General features: G+C 39.9%; 18 protein-coding genes, 1 other RNA gene and 1 pseudogene. 4 read left to right on the top strand and 16 right to left on the bottom strand.

Annotation, left to right across the window (positions count from 1 at the left end; all coding sequences use genetic code 11):
• Positions 1 to 109 precede the first annotated feature (109 nt).
• From ADJ60_RS10775 to ADJ60_RS10745, 7 genes are all read right to left on the bottom strand, one after another.
• A complete protein-coding gene (locus ADJ60_RS10775) occupies positions 110 to 799 on the bottom strand; it encodes a response regulator transcription factor (RefSeq protein WP_024056976.1) in 690 nt (229 codons plus the stop codon).
• An 11-nt stretch (positions 800 to 810) separates the two neighbouring features.
• Entirely contained in the window at positions 811 to 2,235 is a 1,425-nt protein-coding gene (gene gndA, locus ADJ60_RS10770) for an NADP-dependent phosphogluconate dehydrogenase (RefSeq protein ID WP_000158778.1), read from the bottom strand.
• 75 nt (positions 2,236 to 2,310) lie between these two features.
• Positions 2,311 to 3,717, bottom strand: a complete 1,407-nt coding sequence (mapZ, locus tag ADJ60_RS10765) for a cell division site-positioning protein MapZ (protein WP_049544894.1) — start codon at positions 3,715 to 3,717, stop codon at positions 2,311 to 2,313.
• 13 nt (positions 3,718 to 3,730) lie between these two features.
• Positions 3,731 to 4,888, bottom strand: a complete 1,158-nt coding sequence (locus tag ADJ60_RS10760; protein ID WP_049544893.1) for a THUMP domain-containing class I SAM-dependent RNA methyltransferase — start codon at positions 4,886 to 4,888, stop codon at positions 3,731 to 3,733.
• Between the two features lie 84 nt (positions 4,889 to 4,972).
• Positions 4,973 to 5,354: RNase P RNA component class B (rnpB, locus tag ADJ60_RS10840), an RNA gene on the bottom strand.
• A 20-nt stretch (positions 5,355 to 5,374) separates the two neighbouring features.
• Positions 5,375 to 5,704: a cell division regulator GpsB gene (gene gpsB / locus ADJ60_RS10750; protein ID WP_020901566.1), complete on the bottom strand. Its 330-nt coding sequence runs from the start codon at positions 5,702 to 5,704 to the stop codon at positions 5,375 to 5,377.
• A 72-nt stretch (positions 5,705 to 5,776) separates the two neighbouring features.
• Entirely contained in the window at positions 5,777 to 6,304 is a 528-nt protein-coding gene (locus tag ADJ60_RS10745) for a DUF1273 domain-containing protein (RefSeq protein ID WP_020901565.1), read from the bottom strand.
• 66 nt (positions 6,305 to 6,370) lie between these two features.
• Here ADJ60_RS10745 and recU point away from each other — a divergent pair, with 66 nt between their 5' ends.
• The gene (gene recU, locus ADJ60_RS10740) at positions 6,371 to 6,967 is read left to right on the top strand and encodes a Holliday junction resolvase RecU (protein WP_049544892.1); all 597 of its coding nucleotides are present in this window, start codon (positions 6,371 to 6,373) and stop codon (positions 6,965 to 6,967) included.
• Positions 6,964 to 9,126, top strand: coding sequence for a penicillin-binding protein PBP1A (gene pbp1a, locus ADJ60_RS10735; protein ID WP_049544891.1), 2,163 nt, complete (start codon positions 6,964 to 6,966; stop codon positions 9,124 to 9,126). The genes recU and pbp1a overlap by 4 nt, the downstream gene beginning before the upstream one ends.
• 141 nt (positions 9,127 to 9,267) lie before the next feature.
• Here pbp1a and ADJ60_RS10730 read toward each other — a convergent pair whose 3' ends face one another.
• The 7 genes and pseudogenes from ADJ60_RS10730 to ADJ60_RS10705 form a co-directional block, all read right to left on the bottom strand.
• Complete coding sequence (locus ADJ60_RS10730) at positions 9,268 to 11,250, bottom strand: peptide ABC transporter substrate-binding protein (RefSeq protein ID WP_049544890.1); 1,983 nt, start codon at positions 11,248 to 11,250, stop codon at positions 9,268 to 9,270.
• 200 nt (positions 11,251 to 11,450) lie between these two features.
• On the bottom strand, positions 11,451 to 12,554 hold the full coding sequence (glf, locus tag ADJ60_RS10725) for a UDP-galactopyranose mutase (protein ID WP_049544889.1): 1,104 nt from the start codon (positions 12,552 to 12,554) through the stop codon (positions 11,451 to 11,453).
• A 93-nt stretch (positions 12,555 to 12,647) separates the two neighbouring features.
• Positions 12,648 to 12,755: pseudogene (locus ADJ60_RS11390) on the bottom strand (CpsB/CapC family capsule biosynthesis tyrosine phosphatase); the annotation flags it as partial.
• A 6-nt stretch (positions 12,756 to 12,761) separates the two neighbouring features.
• Positions 12,762 to 14,207 (bottom strand): LCP family protein, encoded by a 1,446-nt coding sequence (locus ADJ60_RS10720; protein ID WP_049544888.1) that lies wholly within the window; start codon positions 14,205 to 14,207, stop codon positions 12,762 to 12,764.
• 189 nt (positions 14,208 to 14,396) lie between these two features.
• Positions 14,397 to 16,355, bottom strand: a complete 1,959-nt coding sequence (locus tag ADJ60_RS10715; protein WP_049544887.1) for a peptide ABC transporter substrate-binding protein — start codon at positions 16,353 to 16,355, stop codon at positions 14,397 to 14,399.
• Positions 16,356 to 16,581: 226 nt separating this feature from the next.
• On the bottom strand, positions 16,582 to 18,549 hold the full coding sequence (locus tag ADJ60_RS10710; RefSeq protein ID WP_049544886.1) for a peptide ABC transporter substrate-binding protein: 1,968 nt from the start codon (positions 18,547 to 18,549) through the stop codon (positions 16,582 to 16,584).
• Positions 18,550 to 18,715: 166 nt separating this feature from the next.
• Positions 18,716 to 20,326 carry a glycoside hydrolase family 13 protein gene (locus tag ADJ60_RS10705; protein ID WP_049544885.1) on the bottom strand — a complete coding sequence of 537 codons (1,611 nt, stop codon included), beginning with the start codon at positions 20,324 to 20,326 and terminating at the stop codon, positions 18,716 to 18,718.
• Positions 20,327 to 20,478: 152 nt separating this feature from the next.
• Here ADJ60_RS10705 and ADJ60_RS10700 point away from each other — a divergent pair, with 152 nt between their 5' ends.
• Positions 20,479 to 21,963 carry a DUF1846 domain-containing protein gene (locus ADJ60_RS10700; protein ID WP_049544884.1) on the top strand — a complete coding sequence of 495 codons (1,485 nt, stop codon included), beginning with the start codon at positions 20,479 to 20,481 and terminating at the stop codon, positions 21,961 to 21,963.
• A gap of 94 nt (positions 21,964 to 22,057) precedes the next feature.
• On the top strand, positions 22,058 to 22,540 hold the full coding sequence (locus tag ADJ60_RS10695; protein WP_000032547.1) for an S-ribosylhomocysteine lyase: 483 nt from the start codon (positions 22,058 to 22,060) through the stop codon (positions 22,538 to 22,540).
• A 60-nt stretch (positions 22,541 to 22,600) separates the two neighbouring features.
• Here ADJ60_RS10695 and ADJ60_RS10690 read toward each other — a convergent pair whose 3' ends face one another.
• The gene (locus ADJ60_RS10690; protein ID WP_049544883.1) at positions 22,601 to 24,706 is read right to left on the bottom strand and encodes an ATP-dependent Clp protease ATP-binding subunit; all 2,106 of its coding nucleotides are present in this window, start codon (positions 24,704 to 24,706) and stop codon (positions 22,601 to 22,603) included.
• 334 nt (positions 24,707 to 25,040) lie between these two features.
• The gene (gene mraY / locus ADJ60_RS10685) at positions 25,041 to 26,021 is read right to left on the bottom strand and encodes a phospho-N-acetylmuramoyl-pentapeptide-transferase (RefSeq protein ID WP_049544882.1); all 981 of its coding nucleotides are present in this window, start codon (positions 26,019 to 26,021) and stop codon (positions 25,041 to 25,043) included.
• Between the last annotated feature and the right edge of the window lies 1 nt (position 26,022).

Below are 26,022 nucleotides of genomic sequence, written 5' to 3'. Positions count from 1 at the left end.
GTTCATAGATCTGAACTTTATCATCATAAGTTAATTTCATAATAAAAACACCCCAAAAGTTAGTTTTTTCTGTCTAACTTTTGGGGTGCAGTTCACTGCAACTGCTTTTCTATTCTTGCATGGTGTAACCGACACCACGCACGGTTTTAATGTAGCTTTTTTGACCTTTTACATCAAGCTTGCTACGTAGATAACGGATATAGACATCCACGATATTTGTTTCGGTCGCACTTTCATACTTCCAGACGCTTTCCAACAACTGCTCACGAGTCAGAACTTTCTTGCTCCCCATAAGAGTAGCCAAAAGGTCATACTCACGGCGCGTCAGAGCAATCATTTCCTCGCCACGATAAACGGTATGATGTTCTACATCCATACGCAGATTGCGGTAAGACGTTGGAACCTTCATCTGACTACAGTGTTGGTCGATAAAGTCCCGACCTCGGAAAATCGCTGAAATACGATCCACCAGATTCTCAATAATAACCGGCTTATAGATGTAAGAAACGGCAAAGTGTTGGATTGTCTCAATCTGATCTTGCAATTCTTCGCGATGGTCCAAGACCATAATCACTGAGGCTGGCTTAGTCCGACTTAGCTTATCTGCAAAATCCTGGGCTGTCATATCCCCAAGTTGAGCATTCAATAAAATCAAGTCATAGTCTGTCTGAAGAGCCATGGAGAGGGCTTTTTGCCCCTCCTCAACCTGATCAACTCGGTATTGCTCTTTTTGGAGTTCCAAACTTAAAAAATGAGCTAGATTTCTTTCTTTCTCAAGTAATAAAATCCGTTTCCCCATGGCAGACCTACTTATTTTTCGTCATACCAAGAGTAGTGGAATGTTCCTTCTTTGTCTTTACGTTGGTAAGTGTGGGCACCAAAGTAGTCACGTTGCGCTTGGATCAAGTTAGCTGGAAGGTCAGCTGAACGGTAGCTATCAAAGTAAGTAATCGCTGCTGAGAAAGTTGGCACTGGCACACCAGCTTGAACAGCAAGAGCTACGATATCACGCACTGCTTGTTGGTACTTAGCAGTAACATCCAAGAAGTACTCATCCAAAAGAAGGTTAGCAAGGTCTGCATCACGGTTGTAAGCATCTGTAATCTTTTGCAAGAAACGAGAACGGATGATACAGCCATCACGCCAGATAGATGCGATATCTGCAAATGGCAAATTCCAGTTGTTTTCTTTAGAAGCTACACGCAATTGCGCAAAACCTTGTGCGTATGAAATGATTTTTGAGAAGTAAAGGGCTTGACGAATCTTTTCAATCAACTCAGCCTTGTCTCCTTCAAATTTGAAGGCAGCTGGTTTTGGAAGAACCTTGCTAGCATGTACACGTTCTTCTTTGTAAGTTGAAATGTAACGTGCAAATACTGACTCAGTGATGAGTGACAATGGCACACCAAGGTCAAGTGATGATTGACTAGTCCATTTACCAGTTCCCTTGTTACCTGCAGCATCAAGGATGTAGTCTACGATTGGTCCATCTTGGCCTTCATCGTCTTTACGGCTCAAGATATCAGCTGTGATTTCGATCAAGTAGCTGTCCAATTCGCCCTTGTTCCACTCAGTAAAGATTTCAGCCATGTCTTCTGCAGAAAGGCCTAGCAAGTGTTGCATCAAGTCATAGCTTTCTGCGATCAATTGCATATCCCCATACTCGATACCGTTGTGAACCATTTTCACATAGTGACCAGCCCCATCAGGACCGATGTAAGTCACACATGGTTTGCCATCTTCTGGTGCTTTAGCTGAGATTTCTTCAAGAACGTCAGCAACCAATTCGTAGGCTTCTTTTTGTCCACCTGGCATGATAGAAGGACCTTCAAGGGCACCTTTTTCACCACCAGAAACCCCAGTACCGATAAAGTTGATACCTGAGTTTGCCAATTCTTCATTACGACGGATAGTATCTTTGTAGAAAGTGTTTCCTCCGTCGATCAAGATGTCACCCTTATCAAGGTGTGGAAGAAGGGCTTGGATAGTAGCATCTGTACCAGGTCCAGCTTGAACCATCAGCATGATACGACGAGGTTTTTCGATTGAGTTTACAAAACTTTCAACATCATAGCTTGGTACAAAGTTCTTTTCAGGATGGCAAGCAATTACATCTTCAGTTTTTTCTTTACTACGATTGTAGATAGCAACTGTGTAACCACGAGATTCAATATTAAGGGCAAGGTTACGGCCCATTACGGCCATACCAACGACACCAAAGTTAGCTTTTGTCATTTGACACTCCTCTTGTTTAATTTGTTTTATTTTATCATTTTTACTTTTGAAAAGAAAGAATTTTGTAACGACTGCTTAGTAGTCCAAGTCATCCGCATGTCCAGAACCATTTCCAACAAAGTATCCTGTCTTACAGTTAAGGGTAAAGAGATAGGTTCCGTCTGGCTTGTAGAGGTTGTAATAACCATTTCCATTAACGATATTGACACGTTCGAGGATGTATTGATTTCCAGTGATATAACCACGTGAACGTGAAGTTGCTAGAATTTGTTCCAAAACGCCATCCGCGAAATCCCAAGCAGAGTTGTTACTATCATCAATAGCAGACTGATTATAAGAAACACGACTGGCACTTCTTTGAACAGCAACTCCCGCACTTGATACGCCCATATTGACTTCACTACGAGAACTTCTAGTCTCCGTTGAGGTCGTATTTGAACTACTTGGGCTTGTCTCACTAGCAGTATTTTCATTTGCTTGACTAGAGCTTGAGTTGCTAGTTTGACTTGAACTTGAGCTGGAAGCACTTGTTTGCTGGCTCTTACCTAGACTAATGGCCTTATCTAGCAATTTATCAAGCTCTGTATTTCCAGTTTTAATATCTGTAAATTTAGCATCAGATTTAGCTTTTGCATTGGTATCCAGAACACCATCCACAATAGCCGGTTTTTCAAATTGTGCATTGACATCTTGAATGGCCTTGATTTGCGTTGCTAGACTATCATACTTAGATTTGGCAAGGGTATGTTCACGACTACCTTCCAGCTTATCAAGCAAGGTCTTAAGTTGACTCAGTTTATCAAACTGACTATTTTTCAAAGCAGTTTTATTGCTATCTGTATAGAAGCCATCATATAAATTATTGAATTCTTCTACATCTGACTGCGTATTTGTAGTTGATTGAGAAGTCTGGATTTCCTTGGTCGAACGGGTCACTTGACGATAGACATAATAAGCACTGACACAGATAACCACTGATACGAGCGCCAAAGCGGTCAAAACAAAACCTTTTTTACTTTTCTTTTCTGGGTCCTCTTGATCCAGACGAGAAAGTTTTTTCTCCTCTTCCACTTCCCCAGTCATTTCTGCTGAATTTTCATCCTCTAGTACTATAGGATCCCAGTCTTTATCCTCATCGTCCAGAGGCAGTGGAGGTAAGATAGCTTCAGACGATAGAACTTCCTCTGAATAGGCTTCTGACTCCTCTACAGCTTCACGCACCTCTTGAATCAAGTCATCCAGACTCTGTGTTTCGATTAACTCCTCTTTTTTGTATTGGCGAGTCGCAAACTTATCTGCCTCAATTTCATCTTTATGTTGTTTCACATACTTGTCCAAGATAGAATCTCCAGGCAATACACCTGCTTCCACCTCTTCATTTTTTCGCATAGCTTCTCCAACTGTTAGCTCTTTGGCTTCATCAAAATCAAATTGCGCCTCTTGATGTTCTGCTTTATGACGATTCCGTCTTTTCTTACTCATGAGTTTTTCCTTCCTACTTTACTTCCTGACGTTTAACACGTTGACCAAAATATTGATACAAATCAACTTTTAAAGTTCCGTTGTACAACTTACGTTTCTTATCCGCCTGACTACCGTACTTGGTCTCAAAGGCTTCATCACTGGTTAAGATAAACTTGCTCCACGTTTTCAGCGGTGCAAATACTTGACCCATTTCAGCATAAAGCCTGGTAACTCCTGCATCATCTGACAAGCGTTCACCATAAGGTGGGTTAGAGATAATCACTCCATTGATTTTATCAGAACGCAAATCCTGCACGCGCATCTGCTTAAAGGTAATATCTCCTGCAACACCTGCTGCCTGAGCATTGGCCTTAGCAATTTCCACCATACGTGCATCGATATCACAGCCCATGATATCTAGCTCAAGCTCACGATCCACTTTCTTAGCTGCTTCAGTACGAACTTCTTGGATCAAGCGATCGCTAATCCAGTTCCATTCCTCAAAAGCAAAGGAGCGACGAAGACCAGGAGCCATCTTTCTAGCAATCATAACTGCCTCGATACAGAAAGTTCCTGAACCACAGGTCGGATCAATCAAGGGCTTGTCTGGATACCAGTTAGAGAGTTGTAAAATGGCTGCCGCCATGTTTTCCTTGATAGGAGCCCCACCTTTTTCGGTACGATAGCCACGTTTAAAGAGGCTAGTCCCTGTCGTATCAATCATGACAGTTACTACATCTTTGAGAATAGAAACCTCAATCTTAAACTCTGGGCCATTCTCCATCAGAGGAATACCTTCTGGGCGGGCGTAGTGTTTCTGCAATTTCTTAACAACGGCCTTCTTTGAAATAGCCTGAACACTGGGTTCATTGTGTAGTTTAGATTTCACACATTTGGCTTTTGAAATCGGAAATCGAGCTCCAAGTGGTAAATAATTTTCCCAATCTAGAGCGAAAACTCCCTGAAACAGCTCCTCAAATGTCTTAGCTGGGAAAGTTCCTACGATAATTTTGATACGGTCTGCTGCCCGAAGCCAAAGGTTGGTTTCGATAATAGCTCTCACGTCTCCTTGAAAACGAACACGGCCGTTTTCAACTTGACAATCGTAGCCCAACTCTCGCACTTCACGACCAACGACAGCCTCAAGACCCGCTGCAGCAGTAGCGATTAAATTAAATTCTTTTTTCATTTTCAGTCTTATAAGACCTTTCTATATGTCCACTTTAAAAAATGAGGTTGAGAAAGTTTTCTCAGCCCCAACCTATATGCAATTTTCTATAAGCCATGTTTTGTTCCAGAAGTGACTAGGACCACTTCCTTCGATAATCATCTGTCTACCACTAACAACTTACAGCTGATAGCAGTCAGAGTACTACGTTCGTTTCCGTGTACTCCATGCCCCGACCGAAATTTGGGTTGCTAGCTTGAGGGGTTTACCGCGTTCCACTCTCTCTGTTTCCAGAAAGACTCCGTCACTGTGGCACTTTCAAGCCTACTCTGGCCTATCCAAAGACTTAGCCATTTCAACTGCCGTAACGATTTCTCGTCCCTAGGCTTATGGTTTCGCCTAGCACAAACACTACAGGCATCACAGCCTGTGCTAGCATGGACTTTCCTCATGAAAAGAAATTCTCCTCACGCGATTATCCAAAAATTGCACTTTTCAAATAAGCTCTTATAAATCAGAGTTATCCAAAATTTGTTTACCAAATACTTCTTTCTCAAGACGATTTAGACGTTTTAAAATATCAAAATTCGTCATAGAAGTTGTTGCTGTCATTTCAAGTGGTTCTGCTTGAACCGGTGCAGATTCAGGTTTGCGAGACAATTCTTCCTTCAACTCTGTAATTTCTTGACGGAGAGACTTGACTAAGGCAGCATAAGTTTCGTAGTCCTTGATGACATCGTCCAAAAATTCATCAACTTCAACCTTACTATACCCACGGACTTCACGTCCAAACTCTTGCTCGAAAATATCTTTTGCTGAAAAAATAATACTTGCCATCTCTCTCTCCATTCTCGGTTTCTAATAGTATTATTATATAAAAAAAGACAAACAAAAATCAAGGTCAAAGCCTTACTTTTCAGAAAAATTTTCTACTAGCTCATTTAAGTCTTCAAAGGTTAGCCTTTTTATGCGATAACCTTCCTGATTTTTCATCAAATTGTCTATAAATTTTAATTTGGTCTCATTTTCTGGGTCATAGAAAAAATAAGCTAAATCAGTATTTCCCAGCAAAAATCGTTGGTAGTCTCGTAGTTGCCCCATATGTTCATATTTAGGATAGGCATATTTGACAAAATCAACCTGCTTAAATTGGCTAAGTTTAAGCTGATTCGCTTCATTCCAATTTTCCCCGTGTGTTTCAAAATCAAAAATGGTCGCTAGGCTAAAATCATATTCGTCTTTCATTTCATTTGCGACATCAAGCACCCAAGATTCAAATCCCAAGTTTCCTGTAAAGACCAGCCATTTAATCCCTTCTTCTGCTAAACTTTCTAAATCACGGCGAATGGCTTTCTTTATAACTTTTAACCTGATATCTTTTTCATTAAATAAACCCAAGTCAAAATTAGAATATCCCATAATTAAAGCTGTAGTCATTTTTACACCTTTCTTTCTATTTTTATGGTATAATAGAGTGATGTTATTGTACCAATAAGGAGAAATATGGTCAACTATCCTCATAAAATTTCATCAAAAAAAAGCCAAACATCCATTTCTCAACCAAAAAATTTCGCAAATCGAGGAATGACTTTTGAAAAGATGATTAACGCTACAAACGACTACTATCTGACGCATGGTATGGCAGTTATCCATAAAAAACCAACGCCTGTTCAAATCGTTCGAGTAGACTATCCTCAACGTAGTCGAGCCAAAATTGTAGAAGCCTATTTTAGACAAGCTTCCACAACAGATTACTCTGGCGTATATAGAGGACATTACATTGACTTTGAAGCCAAGGAAACACGACAAAAGAATGCTATTCCAATGAAAAACTTCCATCTTCACCAGATTCAACATATGGAACAAGTTCTAAAACAGCAGGGGATTTGCTTCGTACTACTTCATTTTTCTTCTCAACAAGAAACTTATTTGTTGCCGGCACTTGATTTGATTCGCTTTTATCATCAAGATAAGGGCCAAAAATCAATGCCACTTGGATATATCAAAGAATACGGATATTTAGTAAAGCAAGGAGCTTTCCCTCAAATTCCCTATCTAGATATTATCAAAGAACATTTACTAGGTGGTAAAACAAGATGAACAAACAAACTATTCTGCGATTCTTAAAGTATATTGGAATTACATTTCTTACCTTATTTATCGCATTATTTCTATTAGGTGGAGGTGCCTTCCTCTACTTTGTTAGCAAGGCTCCAGCCTTATCTGAAAGTAAATTAGTTGCGACAACCTCTAGCAAGATTTATGACAACAAAAACGAACTGATTGCTGACCTTGGATCTGAACGTCGCGTAAATGCTCAGGCAAATGAAATTCCTACTGACTTAGTCAAGGCAATTGTGTCTATCGAAGACCACCGTTTCTTTGATCATAGAGGTGTTGATACTATTCGTATCATGGGGGCAGCATTGAGAAATCTACAAGGAGGAGGTCTACAAGGTGCCTCAACCTTGACACAACAATTAATTAAATTGACTTATTTTTCTACTTCAACTGCTGATCAAACCTTGTCACGTAAAGCTCAAGAAGCTTGGCTAGCCGTTCAACTAGAGCAAAAAGCAACCAAGCAAGAAATCCTGACCTATTACATCAATAAAGTCTACATGTCCAACGGTAACTACGGAATGCAAACCGCAGCCCAAAATTACTATGGAAAAGACTTGAAGGACTTAAGCTTGCCACAGTTAGCACTCTTGGCTGGAATGCCTCAAGCTCCAAACCAATATGATCCTTATTCCCATCCAGAAGCTGCTCTAGAGCGTCGTAACTTGGTACTTTCAGAAATGAAAGGGCAAAAATACATTAGTGCAGAAGATTATGAAAAAGCTATTAATACTCCCGTCACTGACGGTCTCCAAAGTTTGAAGTCAGCCAATAGTTATCCAGCTTATATGGACAACTACCTCAAAGAAGTAATCGACCAAGTTGAACAAGAAACTGGTTACAACCTTCTTACTACAGGTATGGAAGTCTATACTAATGTCGACAAAGATGTTCAGCAGCGACTTTGGGATGTTTATAACACAGATGAGTATGTCGCTTATCCAGATGATGAACTTCAAGTAGCTTCTACTATCGTTGATGTAACAAATGGTAAAGTCATTGCTCAGTTAGGTGCCCGTCACCAATCAAGTAATGTATCTTTCGGAATCAACCAAGCCGTTGAAACCAACCGTGACTGGGGTTCTACTATGAAACCAATCACTGACTATGCTCCCGCTTTAGAATATGGAGTCTATGACTCTACTGCAACTATAGTACATGATGTTCCTTATAACTATCCAGGTACTGATACTCCCGTCTACAACTGGGATAAAGGCTACTTTGGAAATATTACAATCCAGTATGCACTTCAACAGTCACGTAATGTCACAGCTGTTGAAACCCTAAATAAGGTTGGTTTAGATAGAGCGAAAACCTTCCTAAATGGCTTAGGTATCGATTATCCAAGCATCCACTATGCAAACGCCATTTCAAGTAATACAACAGAATCTAACAAACAATACGGTGCAAGCAGTGAAAAAATGGCTGCAGCCTATGCTGCTTTTGCCAACGGTGGTATTTACCACAAGCCAATGTATATCAATAAGGTCGTCTTCAGTGACGGTAGTGAAAAAGAATTTTCAGATGCTGGTACACGAGCTATGAAAGAAACAACTGCTTACATGATGACCGAAATGATGAAAACTGTCTTGGCATACGGAACTGGTCGTGGAGCCTATCTCCCATGGTTAGCGCAAGCTGGTAAGACAGGTACTTCTAACTACACAGATGATGAAATTGAAAAACACATCAAAAACACTGGCTATGTAGCTCCAGATGAAATGTTTGTTGGTTATACTCGTAAGTATTCTATGGCTGTATGGACAGGTTATTCGAATCGTTTAACTCCTATCGTTGGAGATGGTTTCCTAGTTGCAGCTAAAGTTTATCGCTCAATGATAACGTATCTATCAGAAGATACTCATCCAGAAGACTGGACGATGCCAGACGGACTTTTCAGAAACGGGGAATTTGTATTCAAAAATGGAGCTCGCCCAATATGGACTGAACCCTCTACTCAACAATCCTCAACAGCTGAAAGTTCAACTACACAGGCAAGTACTACGGTAGGTCAACAACCCAATAATGCTCCAGCAACCGATCCTAATCAAGGACAAGCTGGTCAGACTGTTCAGCAAACACAACCAGTACAACCAACGCCACAAAATCCACCAGTTCAACAGCAACCACAACAGTAAGATAAAAGAAAATCCTGAGAATAAAGGCTCAGGATTTTTTCTTCAACAAAATAGGATCTGTCATATCTAAAAGCGGTGACCGGCACCAATTCATTTTCGATAAACCAAAAGAAGTTAGCGAACAACTAACTTCTTTTTATCTTATTTCACATGTTTTGCAAGTTCTTCTTGCGCTTTTTTATTGGATTCTGCTTTTTCTTTCATCCATTTTTCTTGAGCTTTTTGGTATTCATCTGCAGTGACTGCCTTGTCTTGAAGTTCCAAGTATTTATACAAGAGTGGCTCACTTGTACCTTTGTTTCCTGACAATGCAAACGGTATTGTAAATGGTACCATCTTAGACAAGATTGGACGCCCTGTACGAGATGTAGTTGGAATAATCAAAGCACTATCTGTCAACCAAGCTTGAGCTGCAGCGTATTTATCATATCGTTTAGCAACATCTGTAGCCTCATCACCAGCTTCAGTAACCAATTTCTCGTAGTCATATAGACCTACTTTTTTAGCAGCTACATTATCTTTCCCTGAGTCAAATCCTAAATATGTTTTAGTACTTTCTCCTACAGATGGTTTGATGATATCAAGGTAAGTTGATGGATCGGCAAAGTCAGGACCCCAACCGACATTATCTGATAAATCCCAGTCTTCTCCAGCAGCATTTTCAGCAAAATATGTAATATTGTTTACTTCATCTTTTTGTAGTTGTTGAATATCAATAATGACATTATCAGTTCCTAAAGTCGCTTCCAAGGATTGTTTCATAGATTGCACGCGCTGAACTTTTGTAGTTGCTGTTTGGTCAACAGGCATATCTAGGTGAATTGGGAATTGGACTCCTTCTGCTTGTAAGGCTGATTTAGCTTTAGCAAATTCAGCCTTGGCTTTCTCTGGATTGTAAAGGCCATCCTGAGAATCTGCAAGATTAACATCCTTCCATTCATCCCCATAAGTGACCAATTTCTCTTTGACCATATCGCCAAAGTTTTTACCATCTGCTTGAACAAATGTTGGTGGAACAAAGAGATTACGTAAGATTTTGCTTGCTCCAGTTTCTCCATTCAACTGAGAGGCATAGGCTGTACGGTCAAATCCGAAAGCAATAGCCTGACGGAAATCCTTGTTTAAGAGAGCCTTTTTCGTAGATGTTTTTTGTTCTTCGCTGGTCTTAGATGTGTATTTATAAGATTGGCGGTCAATATTTGTTCCCACTAGATACGTAACAGAGTCTTGTTGAGTATAGACAATATTGTCTTTCAGCTCTTTTTCAAGTTCAGCAAAACTTGCACTTGTTGGATAGAGACGAGCTGCTGTAAGGCTACCATCTTTAAAGTTTTCTGCTGGTTTGCTAGTATCTTGACCATCCCAGAATGACAATTTGATCTTGTCAATATGCACATTATCCTTATCCCAGTAGTTCGGATTTTTCGCAAATTCAACAGAGGATTTGGTCACAATGGATTTCAACAAATAAGGACCATTGTACAAGATACTACTTGGATCCGTAGCTTTGGCAAAATCATCCCCTTTTGAGTTCAAAAACTCTTCATTGACTGGCGCAAGAACACCCATGGTCGTTTTAGAATTCCAAAAGCTTTCAGGTTTGTTCAACGTGTATTGAACTGTTTGATCGTCAAGCGCTTTAATCCCGACTTGAGCAAAATCTGTGATTTCACCTTTTGCATAGGCATCCAGACCTTTGATTGAATCCTGTACCAAGTAAAGGGCTTCTGCTTTCTTATCTGTTGCATATTTAAGACCTGTCACAAAGTCCTGAGCCTTAACAGGAGCATATTCTTCCCCTTCAGATGTGTACCACTTGGCATCCTGACGAATCTTATAAGTATAAGTCAATCCATCCTTAGAAACTGACCAGTCCTCTGCCATTGAGGGAATAAGGTTCCCGTATTTATCATTTTCAAGCAATCCATCAATCACATTACTAGTAATGTCGGCAGTTGCTGCCTTACCAGTTGTCAAATAGTTGAGATTATCTGGATGTGTCTCGTATGTAAATGCAAAGGTCTGCTCACCTTTTTTAGTAGCTGAACCACCAGCACAGGCAGCTAAGACACCTGCTGCTAATAAAGTTACTCCCGCAAGAGCCAATACTTTCCTTGTTTTCATAGTATTCTCCTTTATTTTTTTATTCATTATAGCCCCTTTTTCAACTCCTGTCAATACAATTTTCTGAATTTTTGAAAATTATTTTTTAAACAATAGGTTTGCAAAAATATGAATAATATCAAAAATACCTCAACTACATTAGGTAGTCAAGGAATTATCAATCACATTTCTAAATAGCAACTGGTAACAGTTCTAGGTGTTTAATCTAACTCATTTCTTACACACTGTAAAGCTGCTCCAATTACTTGGTGCATATCGTAATAACGATAGTGTCCTAAACGACCACCAAAGATAACATTCCCTTGTTCATCTGCCAATTTTTTATATGATTTATACAAATGATTGTTACGATCATTATTTACTGGATAATAAGGCTCATCACCTTTTTCCCATGTTTTAGAATGTTCTTTAGTAATGATAGTCTTTTCTTGATTCCCAAACTCAAAATGTTTGTGTTCAATAATACGAGTATATGGGGTATCTGCATCTGTATAGTTCACAACTGCATTTCCTTGGTAATTCTCCATATCCAAGGTCTCATTTTCAAAACGAAGACTACGGTACTCTAGTTCACCTAATTTATAATCAAAGAATTCATCAATCATACCAGTAAAGACAATCTTAGGGAAGTCTTTCATATATTGTTCTTTGTTGGTAAAGAAATCAACATTTGTTTCTACATCAATGTTTTCATGATCCAACATTTTTTCAACTATTTGAGTGTATCCACCAATTGGAATCCCTTGATAGGTATCATTAAAATAGTTGTTATCATAGGTCAGGCGGACTGGTAAACGGCGAATGATAAAGGCTGGAAGTTCCGTAGTTGGTTTGCCCCACTGTTTCTCTGTATAATCTTTGATTAATTTTTCGTAGATATCTGTACCTACAAGAGATATAGCCTGTTCTTCCAGATTTTCTGGAGTTTTGCCATTTAAAACAGCACGTTGCTCATTAATCTTAGCCTGTGCTTGTGCTGGGGTTACAACTCCCCAAAGTTTATTGAAGGTATTCATATTGAAAGGAAGGTTATAAATCTCACCCTTATAGTTTGCAACTGGAGAGTTTGTGTAACGGTTAAACTCTGCAAACTGATTTACATAATCCCAAATCTCCTTATCAGAAGTATGGAAAATATGAGCACCATACTGGTGAACTTGAATTCCTTCCTCTTCACGAGTATAGATATTACCCGCGATATGATTACGTTTTTCAATGACTTTCACTTTTTTTCCTTTTAGGGCTGCTTCATGGGCAAATACTGCACCAAAAAGACCAGCACCAACGACAAGATAATCGTACATAACCCCCTCCTTTTATTTTTTAACAAACTGTTGTAGCAATTGTACAAGATGGATAACTTTAATCGATGTTACAATTGTATGTTTTACATCTCAAGTCCGTACTTCTTGTCCATAGGCTTCTGTCAAAAGGACCTTGCTTTCTTGCTTAGATTTTAAACCATCATCCACACCAAATACGATATGCGAATGAATATCAATCATTTTGTCTTATTTTCCTTCCATCACATCATTGATTGCAGCCTTGACTGACTCTAAACTGCTATCACTTATCTCCATCATGTAAAGGTTGCTATCAGGCATGGCATAGGATGGCAAATCCATACGCCCTGTTCCTTTAAGATCTTGTGAATTAATCTTATACGTTCCACCACTCTCAAGTTGGGCATTGGCCATGTTCATCATGGTTTCAAGTGGCATATTAGTTTGCACGGAATCTTGTAGACCCTTTATAATACTGTCATAATTTTTCAAAGCTTCTGTCGAAGTTAACTTTTGCAGAATTGCAACAATGACTTTTTGCTGGTTACGACCACGATCTCGGTCTCCATCTGCCAATGAATAACGCTCACGTACAAAGCTAAGAGCTTGCTCCGAGTCAAGATGAACATTCCCTACAGGATAGAACTTCCCATTTGTATGAGCAGTAAATTCTTGATCATTATGAACATCAACTCCACCGAGAAGATCTATCAATTTCAAGAAAGAAGTGAAATTCAAACGAGCGTAATAGTTCAAGTCAATACCGTAGAGATTTTCCAGTGTATGAATGGAAGCATCTACTCCATAAATCCCCGCATGGGTCAACTTATCTTTTTGGTTGTTACCACCATCTGCAATTGGAACATAGGAATCACGAGGAGTCGTTGTCAAAAGAATCTTTTTCGTTTCGCGATTCACTGTCATAATGATATTGACATCCGAACGAGAAACCGAACTGATTGGACCGTAAGTATCAATTCCACTGATATAAACATTGAAACTGTCACCCTTGACATCTTTTGGAGTTTCAACCGTCTTGGTTAATTCTTTGGTATAGATTTTCTTAATTTTTGAAGCATAGTCAGGATATTCTGATTCGATAATGTTTTCAAAGACACTGTTTAGAATGATTGCCTTTGTATCGCCAGCTAACAAGCTCTTATAGGCTGCAAGATAGGATCTGCTTTCTTCGACTGTCAATTCCTTATTTTGACTAGCCTTAAGATCATTCATCAACTGTTGGATATTATCCTTATCCGTCCCAGTCGGCCCCGTTACACTGGTTACCTGACTGATATTATCAATTGAACTATCTGCTAATACCGCAATACTCATCGAATAATGTGAGTAGTTCGATGTCGCATTCAGGCGACTGGTAAATCCAATGAACTGCCCTACAGCAAAGAGAGAAGTTCCATTGATTAACACACCAAGCAGTAATAAAATCAGCGTTAGATTTTTAGCTTTCTTGGACCGAATTAAAAAGAAGCACAAGATGGCTAAGGCTACAATTAAGACAGCAACCACTATATTGAGATATCGGAAGGCTAGCATATTGTACTTGAAAATCAAAAACAATAAAAAGACTGCTAGTAATGCATAGATAGCTAGCAACCCCCAACTAATCAATATTTTTGTTTTACCCTTACGAGCTCGCTTCGAAGATCTACTCACGATATACCTCTATTATCAATTTTTATTTCATTTTATTATATCATAAAAAAATACACTTGCGGGGTAAATCCGCTTAGGTAAGGCATTTTAATCTTCTTTCCGAAACATTCTTTTTGACTTGCAACCAATTACATCAATAAATTTACTATATAAACATCAAAACAAGGTCCCTTACGGAACCTCGCTCATCTATTTGACATGATTTTCTGCTTCTTTTTGAGCTTTTTCGATTGCTTTTTTACTTTCTTGCTCCCATTTAGTCTTAGCTTCTTCAAACTGTTTGATTGTCACAGTATCTTTTTGCAGTTTCATATACTTGTAGTTATTGCCATCACCCTTGATACCGACCATTGAGTACCCTCTTGTAAATGGCGTTACTTTGGTTACAGATGCTGTTCCACCACTTGACATGGCTGACATAATCAGAGAATTGTCAATCATCCAAGCCTGTGCTTCAGCATATTTTTCATAGCGTTTTGCTACATCTTTATTTTCACTATCTGCATCTTTGAGCATCTTGGTGTAAGTATCAAGCCCCAAGCTAGCAATCTTAGCTTTATCTTCTTGAGCATCTAGACCAAAAATTTTGAGGTAGAATCCATCCTCTGCATTGAAAGGATTGAGATAAGTTGATGGATCCTGATAGTCACCTACCCAACCATCAAAGCTCAAATCATAGTCTCGATCAGCTGGTGTTGGTGCTAAGAAGGCTACGTTATTAAAATCATCTGTTGAAAGTTGCTGAACATCAATGACAATGTTATCAGCACCTAAAACTGACTCAAGGGTCTGCTTAACTGAGTTCATGCCTGTCACAGCATTTTTACTTGTTTGATCAACAGCTACATCCAAGTGAATAGGGAAAGTCACACCTTGACTTGCCAATTCTTTTTTAGCTTCCGCAAATTTTGCTTGGGCTTTTTCTTTGTTAAAATAGGCATCCTGAGCATCTGCCAAGTTAATACCTGACCATTCTGTGCCATAGTTGACCAATTTAGAAGCGACTACTTCTCCAAAAGTCTTGTCTCCAACTTGGACAAATGTAGGAGGTACTAGGGTGTTACGAAGGGTCTTGCTAGCCGCTTCTTCCCCATTTGACTGAGCAGAATAGGCTGTGCGGTCCAAGGCAAAGTTCACCGCTTGGCGGAAGTTCTTGTTCAAAACAGCTGTCTCAGTTGACTTCTTCTGCTCATCTGTTGTTTTAGCAGTGTGATTGTAGGCCTTACGGTTGACGTTAAAATTGAAATACCAAGAAGTCTTGTCCTGCAAGCTATAGACGATATTATCCTTATATTTCTCCTTGGTCTTAGCAAAGTTAGAACTATTTGGATAAACACCTGCGATTGAATAAGCTCCACTTTCAAAGTTACGGATGGTCAATTCTTGGTCTGAACCATCAAAATAGGCCAATTTTACGTGTTCAATCGATACTTTGTCATGATCATAATAATGCGGATTTTTCACATACTCGATCGATGATTTTGATGTGAAATCTTTTAACAAATAAGGTCCGCTGTAGAGAATGCTATCTGGAGATAGGGTACCAAAATCTTTCCCTTTTGAGTTTAGAAACTCTTCATTCACTGGGAAAAGAATACTGTTGGTTGTTTTTGAGTTCCAGTAAGGTTCTGGGCGCGCCAAAGTATACTCAACAGTATGGTCATCAATGGCTTTCACTCCAACCTTAGAAAAGTCAGAATCCGCTCCTGTAATATAATCATTCAAGCCCTTGATTGAGTTTTGAATCAAGTCAATGGCCTGGGATTTATTATCCACTGCGTATTTGATACCTGTCACAAAATCTTGTGCCTTGACTGGGGCATACTCTTCACCGTCAGCCGTAAACCATTTGGCATCTTTTCTCAGTTTATAGGTATAAGTCAGACCGTCGCTTGAAACAGACCAGTCCTCTGCCAAAGATGGAACTAGGTTTCCGTGGTTGTCATTTTCAAGCAAACCATCAACTAGGTTAGTAATAATAGCTGTATTATCAGCGTAGTAGTCTAATAAGTAGTTAAATGTAGTTGGGTTTCCACTAAAGGTTGATGAGTAAGTTTTTGTATCTGAACCTGATTGTCCGCAAGCAGTTAACAGCAAGGCAGCTGCAACAGTCAGACCTGCACTAAGGATACGCTTTTTTGTAGTCATCTTCTTTCTCCTTTATGTTAGTTTTTATAACATAGGTTTATTTTACCAAAATAGTGGGAATTTGTAAAGTTAATTGAATTTCTAGAATGAAAGTTTATAAACTTTAGTCATAAAAAAACAAAGGATTTCTGTCTTTCATACAGTCCTCCCTTGTTTTTATGCGATTTATCATTTAAATATCAATGAATTAACTGATAACCTAACGAAAGCAAGAATCTCATTCACGTTATTTTATGTGCTTTTCTAAATCCTTTTGATACTGAGCATTCGATTCCAGTTTTTCCTTTTGCCACTTTTTGAAGGCCGCATCATACTCTTTAGTTGTCACAATATCATTTTGAAGTTCCATTCCTTTAAAAATAAATGGATCCCCCTTAATACCGACCTGTGAATAAGCTTTGGTAAATGGAACAGTACGACTAACCATAGGAGAGCCCCCTGAAGAAGCAACTGGAATAAGAAGTGAACTATCAGTAACCCAAGCCTGTGCTTTAGCATACTTTTCGTATCGTTTATCAAGATTACTTGTCTCAGAAGCCGCATCATCCAAGAGCTTCTTGTATTCATCCAAGCCAACTTTTGCCACAACTTCAGGATCCTTGCCCTTTGTTATACCTAGATGTTTCAAGGCAGAACCCTTCTTAGCATCTAAAATATTGAGATAGGTTGCTGGATCTTGGTAATCTGGTCCCCAACCTGTTCCGTTCAAATCATAATCTTTTTGGGTTGGAACTTTAGCTTGAGAAGTAATACTTTCCTTCTCATTATCTGTCATTTGAAGAACATCTATAATCACATTCTCCGTTCCAAGCGTTTCTTCAATTGATTGTTTTAGCGAATTGGTTTGTTGCACCGCAACTACATCTGTCTGTTCTACTGGCACATCTAGATGAATCGGGAAACTCACTCCCTTAGCTTGCAATTCTGACTTCGCTTTTTCAAATGCAGACTTGGCCTTTGTTGGATTGTAAATTGTATCCTTACCATCTGTGAGAGTCACATCTTTCCACTGTTCTCCATATTTCAGTAGTTCATCCTGAGCCAACTGTCCGAAGGTCTTCCCAGCTACTTGAACGTAATTATCTGGCACTAGACTATTACGAATAATCTTATCCGCACCCTCTTCACCGTTTAATTGAGCTGTATAGGCGTGGCGATTGAAGGCAAAATTAATTGCTTGACGGAAATTTTTATTCAGCATGGCTTCTTTTGTAGAAAGCTTTTGTCCTTCATCTGTCTTGGCTGTTTTATTATATGATTGACGATTTACGTTAAAAGTAAAGTAATAACTAGTTGCTTCCTGAGGGCTATAAATAATCTGATCTCCATATTTCTCTTTGGTAGAAGCAAAACTTGAACTATTTGGGAAAAGTCTCGCTGTATTATATGCTCCTGTAGCGAAACTACGGATAAGGGATTCTTGATCTGATCCGTCATAGAATGTTAATTTTACATTATCAATCTTGACATTTTCCTTATCCCAATAGTTAGGATTTTTTTCATATTCAATCACAGATTTAGAAATCAAAGATTTCAAAAAATATGGACCATTGTAAAGAATACTTGATGGGGTTGGCGCTCCGTAATCCTTGCCTGTTGCATTCAAAAATTCTTCATTTACAGGGAGCATGGTTGCTGTTGTTACTTTAGAGTTCCAAAAACTTTCTGGTTTATTAAGGGTATATTCTACCGTATAATCATCAAGAGCTTTAACACCTACAGTTGAAAAATCATTGGTCTCACCACTAACATAAGCCTCCAAACCTTTGATTGATTTTTCAATCAAAGAAAGACCATCTGACTTAGCATCTGCTGCATGCTTCAGACCTGTAACAAAATCCTGCGCCTTAACTTCTGCATACTCCTCTCCTTCAGAAGTATACCACTTCACCCCCTTACGAAGTTTGTAAGTGTAAGTCAAACCATCGGTTGAAACAGTCCAATCCTCTGCTAAAGACGGAACAAGATTCCCATATTTATCATTCTCTAAAAGACCATCAACAACATTACCAATCACGTCAGAAGTAGAACTTTTACTCGTAACGCTATAATCCAAGGAAGACGGATCCACTGCATAAACATAAGAAAAGCTCCTCGGGGCATCTGCTTTCTTATCACTTTTACCACAAGCTGCCAAAAGAAGGGCCGCACTCAAGGTCACTCCCGCTCCTAAGAGCCACTTTTTCGATTGCATAAATAATCTCCTTCAAAATAGTATTTTCACTATTATACCCTATTTTATTATAAAAGCAAGAGCTTTTGACAGATTTTTTAGAAAATTCTAAAAAATCTATTTAAAAGAATTCTCTAAAAAACTTTTAGCAAAACCTCAAACTCTATAAGCTTGAGGTTCTCACTTTTTAGTCAGTCATTTCCACACAGAAAGCATCCCATGGAGCTAAGATTTGTTTTTCAAAGACTTCCTGAGCCACGGTGTTTTCAATCAAGACCGATTTGACGTTTCCTTCTACGGTCAAGTCTTGCTCTTCATTGGACAAGTTAGCCACAACTAGAAAACGACGGTCCCCATCTTTACGGATATAGGCAAAGACCTTGTCAGTTGTTTCCAAGAGTTCAAAGTTAGCTCGAATCAGCCAGCTATTCTCCTTACGAATTTGGACCAACTTCTGATAAGTATAAAAAATAGAATCTGGATTTGCCAGCGCTTCTTGAACGTTGATTGCTTGATAGTTTGGATTCACTGCCAACCAAGGTTGACCTGTTGAGAAACCAGCATTTTTGCTCTCATCCCATTGCATAGGGGTACGGGCATTGTCACGTCCAATGACACGGATACTGTCCATGATTTCTTCCATCAGAACGCCTTTTTCAAGAGCCTCACGCGCATAGTTGAGGGATTCAATATCTTCTACTTGGTCCAGTGTTTCAAACGGATAGTTGGTCATCCCAATTTCCTCACCTTGGTAGATATAAGGAGTCCCTCTCATGAGATGAATCAAGATAGCAAAGGCTTTGGCAGATTTTTCACGGTATTCTTGGTCATTTCCCCAGATAGAGACGATACGAGGGAGGTCATGATTGTTCCAGAAGAGGGAATTCCAACCGTCCTCAACTCCTAATTCTGTCTGCCATTTGTTGAAAATCTCTTTTAACTTAGCGATATTCAGCTCTTTTTGATAGTGCCATTTAGGCTGACCTTCCTGATACTGAAGACCGATATGTTCAAACTGGAAGACCATAGACAATTCTTGTCCCTTTGGATCCGAGTAGAGCTTAGCAATCTCTGGCGTTGCTCCCCAGGTCTCTCCCACTGTCAAGAGATTCTTATCTCCAAAGGTCGCCTTATTCATTTCCTTGAGATAGGGATGGAGCATGGGACCATTATTCACTACCTTCTCGTCAGGAATTTTCCCAATCATGTCAATAACATCCATACGGAAACCACCAATCCCTTTATCAATCCAGAAGTTCATCATCTCATAAATTTTCTGACGAAGTTTTTCATTTTCCCAGTTGAGATCAGGCTGTTTCTTGCTGAAAAAGTGGAGATAGTATTGACCTGACTTTTCATCATATTCCCAAGCAGACCCGCTAAAGATAGACTCCAAATCATTGGGTTCATTCCGCCAAATATAGTAATCTCGCTCAGGGTTATCAGGATTTTCACAGGCCTCGACAAACCAAGCATGCTCATCTGAGGTATGATTGACCACTAAGTCCATGATGATACGAATATCACGTTTCTTAGCTTCCGCGATCAGTTGGTCCATATCCTCCATGGTCCCAAAAATAGCCGCAATCGCTTGATAATCAGCAATATCATAACCATTATCATCCATAGGGCTGTCATAAACTGGAGAAAGCCAAATCGCTGTAATCCCTAACTTTGCTAGATAGTCTAACTTACTGGTAATTCCTGGCAAATCGCCAATTCCATCTCCATTACTATCCATAAAACTCTTTGGATAGACTTGATAGACTACGGCATTGTGCCACCATTTTTCTTGCATTTTCTTACCTCATTATTTTAATAATCTACAGTCTATGATAGCGCTTTTCAGATTTTTATGCAAGCGTTTGCCTAATCTTTTTGATTCCTTTTTTAACTCCATAGTTTCCTAACTTCCAATTTTTTATTATAATAGAGGTCAGAGGTAAAAAAATGAAAAAACAAGCTTTTAGTTCTGAACAATATTTGAATCTACAACGCGACCATATTTTGGAGCGCATTAATCAATTTGACGGCAAGCTCTACTTGGAGTTTGGTGGCAAAATGTTAGAAGATTTCCACGCTGCTCGCGTCCTTCCTGGTTATGAGCCTGACAACAAAATCAAGCTCTTGCAAGAATTGAAAGAGCAGGTTGAGGTCGTGATTGCTATTAATGCTAGCAACATCGAACATTCCAAGGCACGTGGTGACTTGGGCATTTCTTATGACCAAGAAGTTCTTCGTTTGATTGATAAATTCAATGAACTGGGAATTTTTGTTGCCTCCGTTGTCATCACACAGTACGCTGGTCAACCAGCTGCAGATGCCTTCCGCAACCAACTCGAGAAAAACGGAATTGATTCTTATCTTCACTATCCAATCAAAGGATATCCGACAGATATGGATCACATCATTTCTCCAGAAGGTATGGGGAAAAACGACTACATCAAAACCAGTCGCAACTTGATCGTCGTAACTGCTCCTGGACCTGGTTCTGGAAAATTGGCAACCTGTATGTCAAATATGTACCACGACCAAATCAATGGTATCAAGTCTGGCTACGCTAAATTTGAAACCTTCCCAGTTTGGAATCTTCCCCTTCATCATCCAGTCAACTTGGCCTACGAGGCTGCCACAGCTGACCTTGATGATGTCAACATGATTGATCCCTTCCATCTCCAAACTTACGGAGAAACCACTGTCAACTACAACCGTGATATCGAAATCTTCCCAGTGCTCAAGCGCATGTTGGAACGTATCCTAGGAGAGTCTCCATACGCTTCACCGACAGATATGGGGGTCAACATGGTTGGTTTCGCTATTACAGATGATGAGGCTGCTGTCGAAGCTTCTAAACAAGAAATCATCCGCCGTTACTATCAAACTGTTCTTGATTTTAAAGCCGAAAAAGTTGACGAAGCTGCTGTCAAGAAAATCGAGTTGCTTATGAATGACCTCGGTATCACACCAGCAGACCGTAAGGTTGCTGTTGTTGCACGCCAAAAAGCAGAAGAAACTGGCGGACCAGCCCTAGCCCTTGAATTGCCAACTGGGGAAATTGTCACTGGTAAGAACTCAGAACTCTTTGGCCCTACAGCCGCTGCCTTGATCAACGCTATCAAGAAATCAGCTAACATTGCCAAGGAAGTAAAACTAATCGAGCCTGAAGTTGTTAAGCCAATCCAAGGTCTTAAAATCGATCATCTCGGTAGCCGTAATCCACGCCTACATTCAAATGAAATTTTGATTGCACTTGCTATCACAGCTACAGAAAATCCTGATGCTGCTCGTGCTATGGAAGAACTTGGCAACCTCAAAGGAAGCGAAGCCCACTCAACCATCATCTTGACAGATGAAGACAAGAATGTCCTTCGTAAATTGGGTATCAATGTAACCTTTGACCCATACTACCAATACGACCGCTTGTATCGTAAATAAAGATTTCAACCTCTCCACCATCGGAGAGGTTTTCTCTCTGTCTCAGGAGCCAGCTTTATGTTATAATGAAAGAAGAAAACTGAAAGGATTTACCATGTCAAAAGAAGTTATTGTTGAAAGTTTTGAACTTGACCACACCATTGTTAAAGCACCTTATGTTCGCTTGATCGGGGAAGAAACAGGGCCAAAGGGAGACATCATCTCTAATTATGATATTCGCTTGGTGCAACCAAATGAAGACTCTATCCCTACTGCTGGCCTTCACACTATCGAGCACCTCTTGGCAAAACTCATCCGTACCCGCATTGACGGCATGATTGACTGTTCACCATTTGGGTGCCGTACAGGCTTCCACATGATTATGTGGGGACGTCACACTAGTGCCGAAATCGCGGCCGTTATCAAGGATTCACTCAAGGAAATCGCTGAGACTACTACTTGGGAAGATGTTCCTGGAACAACCATCGAATCTTGTGGTAACTACAAGGACCATAGCCTCTTTTCTGCTAAAGAATGGGCAAAACTCATCTTGGAACAAGGGATTTCAGATGATGCCTTTGAACGCCATGTCATCTAAACACAAAAAAGGAACCAGTTTTTCAGCTGGCTCCTTCTTTTTTATGCTCAAAATTCTGTCTTAGACTTTTTCACGAATAACCAAACCACCATCTTCCATATCTGCTTCTAGGTGTTTGGCATCTAGGTGATCCAAATGGAAGTCTGTGACTTTGTCACGGATTTGTTGTTCAACCACACGACGGAGTGGACGAACACCCATGACTTCATCGTAGCCTTCCTCAGTCATGTATTCTTTAGCAGCTTCGCTCACTGCCAAGTCAATGTCTTTCTTAGCCAAGGTTTGGTTGACTTCGACCAACATCAAGTCCACAATCTTAGAAAGGTCTTCCTTCGTCAAGTGTGAGAACTCAATAACTGCATTAAAGCGGTTGAGGAATTCTGGACGGAAAAATGGTTTCAAGCGGTCCATCAATTCTGGTTTGTCCGCATCTTCTGTTAAGTTGGCTTCATAGCCAAATCCAGCATTTGATGTTGCGATAATGACAGTGTTCTTGAAGTTTACTGTATTTCCTTGACCATCTGTCAAACGACCATCATCCAAGACTTGGAGGAGAAGGGTAATGACTTGAGGATCAGCCTTTTCAATCTCATCCAAAAGAATGATAGAGTAAGGATTACGACGAACACGTTCTGTCAAGGTATTGCTATTGTCATCATAACCCACATAACCTGCTGTTGTACCAATCAACTTAGAAACGGCTGTGCGGTCACTGTATTCAGACATATCCAAACGGATGATTGCGTCCTTGGTTCCAAACATATCAAGCGCCAATTGCTTAGCAAGTTCTGTCTTACCAACCCCAGTTGGTCCTACAAAAAGGAAGCTGCCGATTGGGCGATTGCCTTCATCAAAACCAGCACGGTTACGACGGATAGCACGAGCTACCGCTTCTACCGCCTTGTCTTGACCGATTACCTTATCTTGCAGACGATGAGCCATATCTTTCAAACGTTCGATGTCTGATGCTCCCATTTGAGATACTGGAATACCCGTCATTCGTTCTACAGATTCAGCCACATCGTTGACACTTGCAGTCACTTTCATATCTTCTGTGTGGTTTTCGATTTTCTTTTCCAATTCTGCAATACGTGTTTTATAGTTTAGAGCTGCTTCAAAATCTTCCGCCTCAACTGCTTTTTCTTGCTTGTCTTTTTCTGCCTCAATTTCACGTTCGACAGCATGTACATCCGTTACAGGATGCTGAGCTGCCAAGTGAGCCGCCGTTACGTCCACAAGGTCAATAGCCTTATCTGGCAAGCTACGTTGAGGAATATACTGAACAGAATAATCCACTGCTGCTTTCAAGACTTCATCTGGCAAGATGACATTGTGGTGTTGTTGATAAAGGTCACGAATTCCTTGGAGGATCTTAAAGGTATCTTCTGCTGAAGGAGCATTTACCTTGACTTCGTTGAAACGACGAGCAAGAGCTGCATTCTTCAAGATAGTATTACGGTATTCGTCTTGAGTCGTTGCCCCAATCACGGTCAATTCTCCACGAGATAGGGCTGGCTTGAGAATATCCGCAAGGCCTTTAGATCCACTATCTCCACCAGTGCTACCAGCGCCGAGAATTTGGTGAATTTCATCAAAGAAGAGGATAATATTCCCTACTTCTTTCACTTCATTGACTAAATTTTGAACGTTTTCTTCAAAGCTACCACGGTATTGAGTACCAGCTTCAAGACCTGAGATATCAATGGAAATGATTTCTTTATTCTTAATGGCAGCTGGGACATCTCCGTTCACAATGGCTTGCGCTAGTCCTTCAACGACTGCTGTCTTACCAACACCTGCATCTCCAACCAGAACAGGATTGTTCTTGGTACGGCGTGAAAGGATTTCAGATGTTTCTTGAATTTCCTTGTTTCGTCCGATAACAGGATCCAGCTTGCCCTCACGCGCTTCTGCAGTCAAGTTTCGACCTAGTTTAGCAAGGACACCATCTTGTTTCATACCTGACGTATGATGTGGCATTTGTCCATCAGTTTCTGCATTTCCTGGTAATTGACCAGTTGCACGATAGTGAGCAAATTCCTCAGGTGTGACTTCACGTCCATTAATCAAGTAACGGCGATTTTCAGAACTGTATCCTCGCATACCACCCATCAATTGGTTAAATAAATCATCCATATTGTTAAAATTATTAAAGTTGTTATTCATATTCTTTACCTCTTTTTGTTATTTATTATTACTGATATTGACTATCTTTGACCTTTGTTTTAAAAAATTTAGACTAGCTAGATTGCTACTCTACGTACTATTTCTGGTTTTTCTTTTTCAAGCAGGAGTAGACTATCTTTACTTCTGAAGATTTGTAGATTAAACATAGACCCCACCTCTTTCTATTTTACTTTAAATAAGTGTTCTAGTAAGGTTTTCATTTACCTTACGTTCATAATATACTACATTAGTCAGAAAAGGTCAAGGGTTTTGACTTTAATTGACCAATATTTTTTAAACAGCAAAAACACCCTGAAATATCAGGGTGCCATTCTTACATCAAATATAAAATTGCTAGGGTCAGGAGACTTGCTAGAAGCCCCACTCCCCAAAAGAAGAAGTCAACCTTCCACTCGCTCCAAGGATTTCCTTTACCAGACAATCCTCCAAGCTCAAAATGGTGATGCACAGGCGTCATACGGAAAATACGTTTACCACCAGTCATTTTGAAATAGCCGACTTGCATCATGACCGAAGTTGTTTCAAAGACATAAACAATTCCGATAATCAATAGAGTCCATTCTTGGTGGAGAGCCATAGAGATAGCTGCCAGCATTCCACCGAGCGCCAAACTTCCCACATCTCCCATAAAGACCTTAGCAGGCTTATGGTTAAAGACAAAGAAACCAAGCAAACCACCAATCATGGCAAGAATCACTAGAAGAATATCCATCTGACCTTGCACATAGGCAATAACTCCATAGGCAGACAAGCTAATCACAACTGAAATACTAGCTAGACCGTCAATACCATCTGTCAAGTTGACTGCGTTTGAAAAACCGACTAGCCAGAAAAGAGCGAAGACAATATAGAAAATCCCTAGATGCACTTGGTAACCAAAGACAGAGAGCATATCGCCCCCACGCTCATAAAAAAGGTAGAAAATGACGCCACCTAGCATCTGAAGAGCCAATTTCTGTTTGGGATTAAGGCCCTCATTGATTTTACGAAAGACCTTGAGGAAGTCATCTAAAAAACCAACCAAGCCATACAAGACCAAAATAAATAAAATCATACCAACATTGTTGCTGAGTTGGTTACTAAATAAGGCAAGAAAGAAGGCAACCAAAACAGAAGCAATTAAGAAAACCAAACCTCCCATTGTAGGAGTTCCAGCTTTTGCCTGGTGCTGTTTGACATCCTCATGCATTTGCTGGCCTGTAATTTGCGCCTTTCTATAAAATTGGATAAAGGCCGGAATTCCTACTAAAGTTAGTAAAAATGTCACAATTCCAGCACTAATAGAAATAAACATA

The organism is Streptococcus pseudopneumoniae (genome assembly GCF_001076775.1).
GTDB lineage: Bacteria > Bacillota > Bacilli > Lactobacillales > Streptococcaceae > Streptococcus > Streptococcus pseudopneumoniae_G.
Note: the sequence above shows the minus strand (reverse complement) of the source record. Positions and strands in the feature narration are given on the sequence as shown.

Bases quoted from the DNA above. Each gene is read 5' to 3' on its own strand.
- ADJ60_RS10775 (WP_024056976.1), bottom strand. From the start codon at position 799: ATGGGGAAACGGATTTTATTACTTGAGAAAGAAAGAAATCTAGCTCAT.
- gndA (WP_000158778.1), bottom strand. From the start codon at position 2,235: ATGACAAAAGCTAACTTTGGTGTCGTTGGTATGGCCGTAATGGGCCGT.
- mapZ (WP_049544894.1), bottom strand. From the start codon at position 3,717: ATGAGTAAGAAAAGACGGAATCGTCATAAAGCAGAACATCAAGAGGCG.
- ADJ60_RS10760 (WP_049544893.1), bottom strand. From the start codon at position 4,888: ATGAAAAAAGAATTTAATTTAATCGCTACTGCTGCAGCGGGTCTTGAG.
- gpsB (WP_020901566.1), bottom strand. From the start codon at position 5,704: ATGGCAAGTATTATTTTTTCAGCAAAAGATATTTTCGAGCAAGAGTTT.
- ADJ60_RS10745 (WP_020901565.1), bottom strand. From the start codon at position 6,304: ATGACTACAGCTTTAATTATGGGATATTCTAATTTTGACTTGGGTTTA.
- recU (WP_049544892.1), top strand. From the start codon at position 6,371: ATGGTCAACTATCCTCATAAAATTTCATCAAAAAAAAGCCAAACATCC.
- pbp1a (WP_049544891.1), top strand. From the start codon at position 6,964: ATGAACAAACAAACTATTCTGCGATTCTTAAAGTATATTGGAATTACA.
- ADJ60_RS10730 (WP_049544890.1), bottom strand. From the start codon at position 11,250: ATGAAAACAAGGAAAGTATTGGCTCTTGCGGGAGTAACTTTATTAGCA.
- glf (WP_049544889.1), bottom strand. From the start codon at position 12,554: ATGTACGATTATCTTGTCGTTGGTGCTGGTCTTTTTGGTGCAGTATTT.
- ADJ60_RS10715 (WP_049544887.1), bottom strand. From the start codon at position 16,355: ATGACTACAAAAAAGCGTATCCTTAGTGCAGGTCTGACTGTTGCAGCT.
- ADJ60_RS10710 (WP_049544886.1), bottom strand. From the start codon at position 18,549: ATGCAATCGAAAAAGTGGCTCTTAGGAGCGGGAGTGACCTTGAGTGCG.
- ADJ60_RS10705 (WP_049544885.1), bottom strand. From the start codon at position 20,326: ATGCAAGAAAAATGGTGGCACAATGCCGTAGTCTATCAAGTCTATCCA.
- ADJ60_RS10700 (WP_049544884.1), top strand. From the start codon at position 20,479: ATGAAAAAACAAGCTTTTAGTTCTGAACAATATTTGAATCTACAACGC.
- ADJ60_RS10695 (WP_000032547.1), top strand. From the start codon at position 22,058: ATGTCAAAAGAAGTTATTGTTGAAAGTTTTGAACTTGACCACACCATT.
- ADJ60_RS10690 (WP_049544883.1), bottom strand. From the start codon at position 24,706: ATGAATAACAACTTTAATAATTTTAACAATATGGATGATTTATTTAAC.
- mraY (WP_049544882.1), bottom strand. From the start codon at position 26,021: ATGTTTATTTCTATTAGTGCTGGAATTGTGACATTTTTACTAACTTTA.